Here is a 10,182-nt window from a genome sequence, read left to right on the forward strand (position 1 = left end):
CACGGCGGCGGCCGCCCACGGCAGGGCGCCCGCGGCCAGGCCCGCCCACAGGGCGAGGCCCGCGGCGCCGGATCCTGCCGCGCTGCCCAGGTAGAGGGCGGAGTTGTTGAGGGCGAGCGCGACCGTGCCGCGCCCCTCGCTCAGGGCAAGGAGGCGGTGCTGCTGCGGCACTTGCAGCGCCCAGCCCGCCGCGCCCCAGAGCAGAAGCGCCGGGAAGGCCGCCGCACCGAGGAGCGGAAGGGTGCCCTCCGCCAGGACCAGGGCCGCCATGACCCCGGTGACCAGGGCGAGGGCGCGGCCCGTACGGTCCACCAGCGGGCCCGCGAGGACGCTGCCGAGCACCCCGCCGATCCCCCACGCCCACAGGTAGGGCGCCATGTCACCCTCGCCGACGCCGCCCGCCGCGTCCAGGACGGGCGCGAGGTACGTGTACAGGCCCAGGCTGGACACGGCCGCCAGGAAGGACACGGCGACCACGGGGAGCACGGCGCGGTCGGCCAGCGCCCCCAGCCGCGCCCGCACCGGCACGGACGGCTGCGCGGGGATGTGCGGCAGCCCGACGGCCAGGCCCGCGAGGGCCACCGCTCCGAGCCCCGTGACCAGCCACATCGTCGAGCGCCACGAGGTGTGGTCGGCGAGCAGCACGCCCAGCGGCACCCCGAGCACCGTGCCGGAGCTCATGCCGCCCATGACCAGGGCGAGGGCCCGCCCGCGCCGCTCAGGACCGGCGAGCGCGGCGGCGGCCGCCGTGGCCAGGGCCGAGTAGACCCCGGCGCCGGCCCCGGCCACCACGCGCGCGGCGAGCAGCACGCCGAGGCCCGGCGCGAGGGCGGTCAGAGCGTTCCCCAGTGTGAACACCGCGAGCGCGGCGACGAGCAGCGCGCGCGGGCCCACTCCCGCGAGCAGCCCCGCGACGAGCGGGGCGCTGACGGCGTACGCGAGCGTGAACACGGTCACCATCTGTCCGGCCAGGGACACGGAGGTCCCGAGGTCGTCGGCGACGACGGGCAGCAGCCCGGCCATCACGTACGCGTCGAGCCCCAAGGTGAAGGCTCCCAGCATCAGCAGCCAGATCCTCCGCACCGGCGATCAGCTCCCTTCAGGCAGTGCTTGCGGTCCGGGACGGAAACGTAGGCAGTCTCCGGTTGGGCGGGGAAATGCCCACGGAGGGCCGTTTATGCTCCGGGGGCATGAATGCCTCGCACCCTGTGGACGCCGTGGAACTGCGGCACCTGCGCGGCTTCCTCGCCGTCGCCGAGGAGCTGAACTTCACCCACGCCGCGAGCGCCCTCGGCGTCGGCCAGCCCGCGCTCACCCGGACCGTGCGCTCCCTGGAGGAGGCGCTCGGCACCCGGCTGCTCGACCGCACCACGCGCCGCGTGGAGCTGACCGGGGCCGGACGGCGGCTGCGCGACGACCTGGCCCCGCTGCTCGCCCGCCTGGACGCCGCGCTGCGGGCGCCGGGCGCGGAGCCGCCGGTGCTGCGGCTCGGGTTCACCTCGCTGCTCCCGGAGGCGTGCGGCCCGCTCACCGCCGCGTTCGAGGCGGCGACCGGCGCGGGGGTGCGCCTAGTGCGGCGCGACGAGCCGCTGGCCGGGCTCGCGACGGGCGCGTGCGACGTCGCGGTGGTCCGCGGCGACCTGCCCGACGGGGTACGCGGCCGGGTGCTGCTGCGCGAGCCGCGCGTCGCCGTGCTCGCCCGGGGCGCGGGCCCGCTGGCGCGCCGCCGGGTCGTCGACTGGGCGGAGCTGGCCGCGTACCCGCTGGTGGTGAACACCGTCACCGGGACCACGCGCCCGGAGCTGTGGCCCGCGGGCCGCCGCCCCGAACTCGCCTGCACCGCGGACAACTTCGACGAGTGGCTGGAGGCCGTCGCCGCGGGCCACGGCGTCGGCGTAGCCCCCGAACCGGTCGCCCGCCGGTACGCCCACCCCGGCCTGCGCTACGTACGCCTGAAGAACGCGCCGCCGGTCACCGTGCGCCTGGCCGTGCCGGAACGCGACCCGCACCCGCTCGCCGAGCGGTACCTGCGGGCGTGCGCGCGGCCGTCGGCGGGCCGGGACGACCGGGACCGGCACCGGGCGGAGCCGCCGACGGCCTGAGGCCGCGTCAGTTCAGCGACGGGTCGTCCGCGTACGTCGCCACCATGGCCAGCTCGCTGCGCTGGCGCCGCAGCACGGCCCGCCACAGCCGCTCCGGGTCCGGGGACGAGACGTCGCCGGGCTCGGACTCGACCACGTACCAGGCCCCCTCGACGAGTTCGTCCTCGAGCTGGCCCGGGCCCCAGCCCGCGTACCCGGCGAAGATGCGCAGCGAGCCGAGGGCGGCGGCGAGCAGCTCCGGCGGGGTCTCCAGGTCGACGAGGCCGATCGCGCCGTGCACGCGGCGCCAGCCGAGCGGGCCGTCCTCCCCGGGGATGACGGCGACGCCGAGCGCCGAGTCGAGGGAGACGGGACCGCCCTGGAAGACGACGCCGGGGGCGCCCGCCAGGTCCCCCCAGCCCTCCAGGATGTCCCCGACGCCCACGGGCGTCGGGCGGTTGAGGACCACGCCCAGGGAGCCCTCCTCGTCGTGGTCGAGGAGCAGCACCACCGCACGGTCGAAATTGGGGTCCGACAGGGCAGGCGTGGCCACGAGCAACCGCCCTGTGAGCGAGGACACCTCGGTCATGCCTGACATGATCCCGCATCTCGGCCCCGCGCGGGGAGTCACGCGGCACTCGGGCAGTGGTCCCAGTTCAGGGCGGGCGCGGGCGGCGCGGCGGGCGCACGGGGAAGGTGACCCTGAGCGTCCGGTTCCGCACGGTTCGTGTTGTAGCGGACTCATGACGTCTTTGCGCCCCCTTGGACCTACGGGCGGGGGGTACGCGGCCATTACGCTTGCCCCTTGGCCCCCCGTCCACCTCATCGGAACGCGAGATTCATGACCGTCACCGGCACCTCCAACGACGTCCTGCTTGTCCACGGCGGAACCCCGCTGGAGGGGGAGATCCGTGTCCGCGGCGCGAAGAACCTCGTGCCCAAGGCCATGGTCGCCGCGCTGCTCGGCAGCGCTCCGAGCCGCCTGCGCAACGTGCCCGACATCCGCGACGTCCGTGTCGTACGCGGCCTGCTGCAACTGCACGGCGTGACGGTCCGCCCCGGCGAGGAGCCGGGCGAGCTCGTGCTCGACCCCTCGCACGTGGAAAGTGCGAACGTCGCCGACATCGACGCGCACGCCGGCTCCTCCCGGATACCGATCCTGTTCTGCGGCCCGCTGCTGCACCGGCTCGGCCACGCCTTCATCCCGGGCCTCGGCGGCTGCGACATCGGCGGCCGCCCCATCGACTTCCACTTCGAGGTGCTCCGCCAGTTCGGCGCGACCATCGAGAAGCGCGAGGGCGGGCAGTACCTGGAGGCGCCGCAGCGGCTGCGCGGCACCAAGATCCGCCTGCCGTACCCGTCCGTGGGCGCCACCGAGCAGGTGCTGCTCACGGCCGTGCTCGCCGAGGGTGTGACGGAGCTCTCCAACGCCGCGGTCGAGCCGGAGATCGAGGACCTGATCTGCGTCCTGCAGAAAATGGGCGCGATCATCGCGATGGACACGGACCGGACGATACGGATCACCGGTGTGGACAGCCTCGGCGGCTACACCCACCGCGCCCTGTCGGACCGCCTGGAGGCCGCGTCCTGGGCCTCCGCGGCGCTCGCCACCGAGGGCGACATCTACGTGCGCGGCGCCCAGCAGCGCTCGATGATGACCTTCCTGAACACCTACCGGAAGGTCGGCGGCGCCTTCGAGATCGACGACGAGGGCATCCGCTTCTGGCACCCCGGCGGCCAGCTCAAGTCCATCGCCCTGGAGACGGACGTCCACCCCGGCTTCCAGACCGACTGGCAGCAGCCGCTCGTCGTCGCCCTGACGCAGGCCACGGGCCTGTCCATCGTCCACGAGACGGTGTACGAGTCCCGCCTCGGCTTCACCTCGGCGCTGAACCAGATGGGCGCCCACATCCAGCTCTACCGCGAGTGCCTCGGCGGCTCCGACTGCCGCTTCGGCCAGCGCAACTTCCTGCACTCCGCGGTGGTCAGCGGCCCCACCAAGCTCCAGGGCGCCGACCTGGTCATCCCCGACCTGCGCGGCGGCTTCTCGTACCTGATCGCCGCCCTGGCCGCCCAGGGCACGTCCCGCGTCCACGGCATCGAGCTGATCAACCGCGGCTACGAGAACTTCATGGACAAGCTCGTGGAACTCGGCGCCAAGGTAGAACTCCCCGGCCAGCCCGCCCTGGGCTAGCACCCCGAGGGAACGCGCCCCGAAGGGACAGCGGCCGAGGGGAACGCGCCCCGAAAGGGGCGCGGGGAACTGCGCGCCCAGCCCCCACGACGCAGCACGTAGAGGAAAACGCAGCAACGCCGAAGGGCGGCCACCCCACAGGGGCGGCCGCCCTTCGCTGCACAAGGCCAGAGGCCCGCTTTCGCACAGGGCCAGAGGCCCGCTTACTTGCCCTTGGCGGCTTCCTTGAGCTTGGAGCCCGCCGAAACCTTGACGCTGTAGCCGGCCGGGATGTTGATCGGCTCGCCGGTCTGCGGGTTGCGGGCGGTGCGAGCGGCACGGTGGGTGCGCTCGAAGGTCAGGAAGCCGGGGATGGTGACCTTCTCGTCGCCCTTGGCAACGATCTCGCCGACGGTCTCGGCGAACGCGGCCAGCACGGCGTCGGCGTCCTTGCGGGTCACCTCGGCGCGGTCGGCCAGCGCGGCCACCAGCTCACTGCGGTTCATGTTGTTACTCCCGTGTTCTTCTTGCCGTTGAGGCGTGCCACGCGGCGGAGCCGCATGTTAGGCAACAGCGAAGCCGATGCTGCCAGGGTCTCGGTCAGGCCCCGGACCCGGGTCCGGTGGTCAGACCCTCGCGCCCAGAGACGCATCCTGCCCCCACCTGCGGCGGGAAAGCCAATCCGGCACCCTTGGGAGTCACACGAAAAGCGCCCATTTCGCTGAGGTGCCCCGAAATGGTGACGCTCCGTCCGCTCCCGGTGCCGCACCGCAGGACTGCCTGCGGGGCGGGGTGACGCGGGCCCCCAGACCCGCGCCCAGCCACCCTAGAGGCCCGCCGAGGGGCCCGTTCCACGACGCGCCGGGGCCGCTCCGTGGCACCGGTCACAGCCCGCGCGGGGCCTGAGCGGCGCCTGCGGCGGGGTCCGAGGACCCCGCCGAGCTGGGGAAAGAGGGGGTGGACCCGAAGGTCAGCCCGCGGCGCCGGCGGCCTTGGCGGCGGTGCGCACGGCGTCGGCGACGGCACCCGCGACCTTGTCGTTGAAGACGCTGGGGATGATGTAGTTCGGGTTCAGCTCGTCCTCGGAGACGACGTCCGCGAGGGCGGTGGCGGCGGCCAGCATCATCTCGGTGTTGACGGTGCGCGACTGGGCGTCGAGCAGGCCGCGGAAGACACCGGGGAAGACCAGGACGTTGTTGATCTGGTTCGGGAAGTCCGAGCGGCCGGTGGCCACGACGGCAGCCGTCTGCCGGGCGACGGCCGGGTCGACCTCCGGGTCGGGGTTCGCGAGCGCGAAGACGATGGCGTCGTCGGCCATGGCCGCGACGTCCTCGCCGCCGAGCACGTTGGGGGCCGAGACGCCGATGAACACGTCGGCGCCGCGCACGGCCTCCTTGAGGGTGCCGGTGACGCCCTCGGGGTTGGTGTTGTCGGCGATCCAGCGCAGCGGCGAGTCCGGGGCGGCGTCCACGAGGTCCGCGCGGCCGGCGTGCACGACGCCGTGGATGTCGGCGACGACGGCGTGCTTGACCCCGGCGGCGAGCAGCAGCTTCAGGATGGCCGTACCGGCCGCGCCGGCGCCGGACATGACGACGCGTACGTCGCCGATGCCCTTGCCGACCACGCGCAGGGCGTTGGTGAGCGCGGCGAGCACGACGATCGCGGTGCCGTGCTGGTCGTCGTGGAAGACGGGGATGTCGAGGGCCTCGCGCAGCCGGGCCTCGATCTCGAAGCAGCGGGGCGCGGAGATGTCCTCCAGGTTGATGCCCGCGAAGCCGGGGGCGATGGCCTTGACGATCTCGACGATCGCGTCGGTGTCCTGGGTGTCCAGGCAGATCGGCCAGGCGTCGATGCCGGCGAAGCGCTTGAAGAGGGCGGCCTTGCCCTCCATGACGGGCAGCGCGGCCTTCGGGCCGATGTTGCCGAGGCCGAGCACGGCCGAGCCGTCGGTCACGACCGCGACGGAGTTGCGCTTGATGGTCAGGCGCCGGGCGTCCTCGGGGTTCTCCGCGATCGCCATGCACACGCGGGCCACGCCGGGGGTGTAGACCATGGAGAGGTCGTCACGGTTGCGGATGGGGTGCTTGGACGCCATCTCGATCTTGCCGCCGAGGTGCATCAGGAACGTCCGGTCGGAGACCTTGCCGAGCGTGACGCCCTCGATGCCGCGCAGCTTCTCGACGATCTCGTCGGCGTGCGCGGTGGACGTCGCGGCGATGGTGACGTCGATGCGCAGCTTCTCGTGGCCGGACGCCGTGACGTCGAGGCCCGTGACCGAGCCGCCGGAGGACTCCACGGCCGTGGTGAGCTGGGAGACCGCGGTTCCGCTCGCGGGCACCTCCAGCCTGACCGTCATCGAGTAGGAGACGCTGGGCGCCGTTGCCATGGCGGACTTCCTCTGCTTTCACCTTGTAGCTGTTGCCGTCCGATCGTCGCACCTACCCCTGAGTACGTGGTAGCCGCCCCGGATTGCGAACGTTGTGTTCCCTGCGCTTCCCGTGGTTTCGGAAAACACTTTCCACCATACGAGAAGTGGCGGAAAACAGAAAGAGGCCCGCGCCACAGGGTGGCGCGGGCCTCTCTCATCTGTACGTCTGGTGACACCGACCCGCCATGCTCGCCTCGCGGCAAGTGGTCGCTCGTAGCGACGAAGGTTGGGCCCGGGGGCTTGGATCGGGCCGGTGCCACATCCACGGTAACACTGCATCCCCGTGGGGCCATTCCCGCAGCAGGGGTCAGTCCCGGAGCAGATCCGGCACCCCGTCCGCGTCGGGCTCGTCGCGCTCCCCGGACAGGACGGTGAGCTGCTGGGTCGCCCGGGTCAGCGCGACGTACAGGACGCGAAGACCGGCCGGGGACTCGTCGGCGATCTCCGCGGGCGAGACGACGACCGTCGCGTCGTACTCCAGGCCCTTGGCCTCCAGGCTGCCGAGCGCCACGACGCGTTCGCCGAGGCCGGCGAGCCAGCGGGCCGCCTGGTCGCGGCGCTGCATGGCGACGACGACGCCGACGGTGCCCTCGACCTCGTCGAGCAGCCGGGCCGCCTCCTCGCGCACGGACCGGCCGAGGTCCTTGTCCCGTACGACGGAGAAGCGCGGCTCGACGCCCGTGGAGCGGACGGCGGAGGGCGCCTCGGAGCCCGGCATCGCCAGGGCCAGGACCTTGGCGGCGAGGTCGGCGATCTCGGCCGGGTTGCGGTAGTTGACGGTGAGCGTGAAGCGGCGGCGCGGGCGGGTGCCGAGGGCCTCGTCGCGGGCGGCGGCGGCCTCGTCCGGGTCGGACCAGGAGGACTGCGCGGGGTCGCCGACGACGGTCCAGGTGGCGTGGCGGCCGCGGCGGCCCACCATGCGCCACTGCATGGGCGTGAGGTCCTGCGCCTCGTCGACGATGACGTGCGCGTACTCGACGCGCTCGGCGGCCAGGCGCTCGGCGCGCTCGCGCTGGGACTCCTCGCGCACGGGCATCAGCTCCTCCAGGCCCGTGAGCTGGTCCAGCGGGTCGAGGTCGCGTTTCTTGCGGGGCCGCGCGGGGGTGCCGAGGATCGCCTGGAGCTCGTCCAGGAGCGCGACGTCGTGCACGGAGTACGCCTCGCGGCGCAGGGAGCGGGCCAGCTTGCGCACCTCGCCGGGGTTGAGCACCCGGCGGGCCCAGCGGCCGAGCCGCCTCTCGTCGGCCATCGCGGCGAGCACGCCGCGCGGGGTCAGGACCGGCCACCAGGCGTCGAGGAAGGCGATGAAGGCGTCCTCGGTGGTGACGTCCTCGTCGAAGGAGGAGCGCAGCTCGGCGGCGAGCTCGGGGTCGCTGTGGCGGGTGGCGGCGCCGGACTTGTCCCAGAGGGCGTCGAGGAGGAGCTTGCGGGCGCGGGGGCGCAGGAGGTTCACCGGGGCGGTGCCGCCGAGGGCGTTGCGCCGGATGCGGTCGAGGTCCCTGGCCTCCAGCTCCAAGCGGCGGCCGAAGGCCACGACGCGGAGCCTGGTGGGGGTGGGCGCCGCCGACGGGGGGCCGTCCGCCAACTGCGGCTCCGGGGCGGCGTCCGCGGCGGGGAAGAGCGCGTCGTCGGCCGGGGCCGCGGCCGGGGCGGGCGGTGTCTCCAGGGCCCCCCGCGCCGCCTTGCGCAGCACCTTGAGCATGCGGGACGAGCCCTTGACACGGGCCACCGCCGGGGTGTCGTAGGCCGTGGCCTCGACGCCGTCGACCAGGGAGCCGACGGCGCGGATGGCGACCTGGCCCTCCTCGCCGAGGGACGGCAGGACGCCCTCGGTGTAGGCGACGAGGAGCGGCGTCGGGGAGACGATGAGGATGCCGCCCGCGTAGCGGCGCCGGTCCTGGTAGAGCAGGTACGCGGCGCGGTGCAGCGCGACCGCCGTCTTGCCGGTGCCGGGGCCGCCCTCCACGTACGTCACGGACGCGGCGGGCGCGCGGATCACCTGGTCCTGCTCGGCCTGGATGGAGGCGACGATGTCGCGCATGGTGTGGCTGCGCGCCTGGCCGAGCGCGGCCATGAGCGCGCCGTCGCCGACCACCGGCAGCGGCTCGCCGTCCAGGTAGGCGGTCAGCTCCGGGCGCATCAGGTCGTCCTCGACGCCGAGGACCTTGCGGCCCTTGGAGCGGATGACGCGGCGGCGCACCACCCGGCCGGGGTCCACCGGGGTCGAGCGGTAGAAGGGGGCCGCGGCGGGCGCCCGCCAGTCGATGACCAGCGGCGAGTAGTCCGCGTCGAGCACGCCGATGCGGCCGATGTGCAGGGTCTCGGCGATGTCGGCGACGCGTCCCGCCGCCTCCTCGCGGACCGCGCCCTCGGCGGGCTCGACCGCCGTGTAGGCGCCGTCCGGGCCCTTCTTGCCGTCCTTGCCGAGGAGCAGGTCGATGCGGCCGAAGAGGAAGTCCTCGAACTCGTTGTTGAGGCGGTTGAGGTGGATGCCCGCGCGGAAGACCTGCGCGTCGCGCTCGGCGAGCGCGCCCGGCGTACCGACCTGAGCACGCTTGGCGGCGTCGTTCATCAGGAACTCGGCCTCGTGGATCTTCTCCTCCAGGCGGCGGTAGACCTGGTCGAGGTGTTCCTGTTCGACGCTGATCTCGCGGTCGCGTACGTCGGCCACCGGGGCCCCTTTCCAGACGTGCTGCTGCCCGTATTGAGCAGCCGTCCACCGTACGCGAAAGGAACCCCGGTTGTGCAGTCTCGGTCGGCGGTCCGCCGCCGGACCGCGGCACCGCTGTGGCCTGGGACGTTGCCGTGACCGATGGCGGCGGGCCCGGCGGCCGGGCCGCCCCGGCGGCCGCGGGCCCGCCGCCGGAGGCCGCGCGGGCCGTCCGGCCTCAGGCGGCCACCGTCACGAGGCGGTCGCCGTCGGACGTGCGGACCTCGAAGCGGTCGATGTCGTCGCGGGCGAGGGCGGCGCCGCCGTGCACGTACAGCGGGTTGCGCGCCCACCGGTTGGGGCTGTCCTCGATGCCGTAGCCCCAGGTGGGCACCGCCCAGGTCGTGACGGTCTCGCGCTCGCCGTTCTTCCCGACCGCGACCAGCGAACACTTCAGCGGGCCCTTGACGTTCTTGAGTTCGAGGACCGTGTGGGTGCCCCAGGCCTTCTTCTCCGTGCCGACCGTGGCGGTGACCCGGGTCCTGGGGTCGGTGGCGGCGATCTTCCGGTCCATGTGGTGGAAGAAGGCGTCCTCGGCGGGCGAGGTCGGGTGCGGGTCGAGCGCCTCCTGCCGCTTGCCGCCGCCGTCGCCGCCGTCCGTCGCGTACACCGCGAGGGGGCCGCCGACGATCAGCGCCGCGGCCGCGGCGACCAGATACATCCCGCGCCGGCGTTTGCGCGCGCGACGCTCGGCGACCTCGTCCACGAGGCGCTCGGCGAGCGCGGCCGCCGGCGGGGCGGCCGGGGCCGCTCCGCTCCCGGGGGCGGAGCGCGGCCCGGGCAGGGCGGC

At 73.9% G+C, this 10,182-nt stretch carries 7 protein-coding genes and 1 pseudogene; 2 read left to right on the plus strand and 6 right to left on the minus strand.

Features of this window, described 5'->3' with window-relative positions:
- Positions 1–1,083, minus strand: a 1,083-nt coding sequence (locus tag IE330_RS36085) for an MFS transporter (protein ID WP_190140408.1), incomplete at its 3' end; no start/stop codon positions are given.
- A gap of 107 nt (positions 1,084–1,190) precedes the next feature.
- Between IE330_RS36085 and IE330_RS36090 the strand changes: the two genes are divergently transcribed.
- Complete coding sequence (locus IE330_RS36090; protein ID WP_190140409.1) at positions 1,191–2,102, plus strand: LysR family transcriptional regulator; 912 nt, start codon at positions 1,191–1,193, stop codon at positions 2,100–2,102.
- Between the two features lie 7 nt (positions 2,103–2,109).
- Here the strand turns inward: IE330_RS36090 and IE330_RS36095 are convergent, their stop codons facing one another.
- On the minus strand, positions 2,110–2,670 hold the full coding sequence (locus tag IE330_RS36095; RefSeq protein WP_190140410.1) for a YqgE/AlgH family protein: 561 nt from the start codon (positions 2,668–2,670) through the stop codon (positions 2,110–2,112).
- 252 nt (positions 2,671–2,922) lie between these two features.
- Between IE330_RS36095 and murA the strand changes: the two genes are divergently transcribed.
- Positions 2,923–4,275 (plus strand): UDP-N-acetylglucosamine 1-carboxyvinyltransferase, encoded by a 1,353-nt coding sequence (gene murA / locus IE330_RS36100; RefSeq protein WP_190140411.1) that lies wholly within the window; start codon positions 2,923–2,925, stop codon positions 4,273–4,275.
- A gap of 203 nt (positions 4,276–4,478) precedes the next feature.
- Here the strand turns inward: murA and IE330_RS36105 are convergent, their stop codons facing one another.
- The 4 genes and pseudogenes from IE330_RS36105 to IE330_RS36120 form a co-directional block, all read right to left on the minus strand.
- Entirely contained in the window at positions 4,479–4,760 is a 282-nt protein-coding gene (locus IE330_RS36105; RefSeq protein ID WP_016645140.1) for an HU family DNA-binding protein, read from the minus strand.
- Positions 4,761–5,224: 464 nt separating this feature from the next.
- Positions 5,225–6,640 (minus strand): NAD-dependent malic enzyme, encoded by a 1,416-nt coding sequence (locus IE330_RS36110; protein ID WP_190140412.1) that lies wholly within the window; start codon positions 6,638–6,640, stop codon positions 5,225–5,227.
- Positions 6,641–6,989: 349 nt separating this feature from the next.
- Positions 6,990–9,353, minus strand: coding sequence for a HelD family protein (locus tag IE330_RS36115; RefSeq protein ID WP_190140413.1), 2,364 nt, complete (start codon positions 9,351–9,353; stop codon positions 6,990–6,992).
- A gap of 217 nt (positions 9,354–9,570) precedes the next feature.
- Positions 9,571–10,182: pseudogene (locus IE330_RS36120) on the minus strand (RNA polymerase subunit sigma); the annotation flags it as partial.

The sequence above is a fragment of the Streptomyces longispororuber genome, from assembly GCF_014656095.1.
Classification (GTDB): domain Bacteria; phylum Actinomycetota; class Actinomycetes; order Streptomycetales; family Streptomycetaceae; genus Streptomyces; species Streptomyces longispororuber.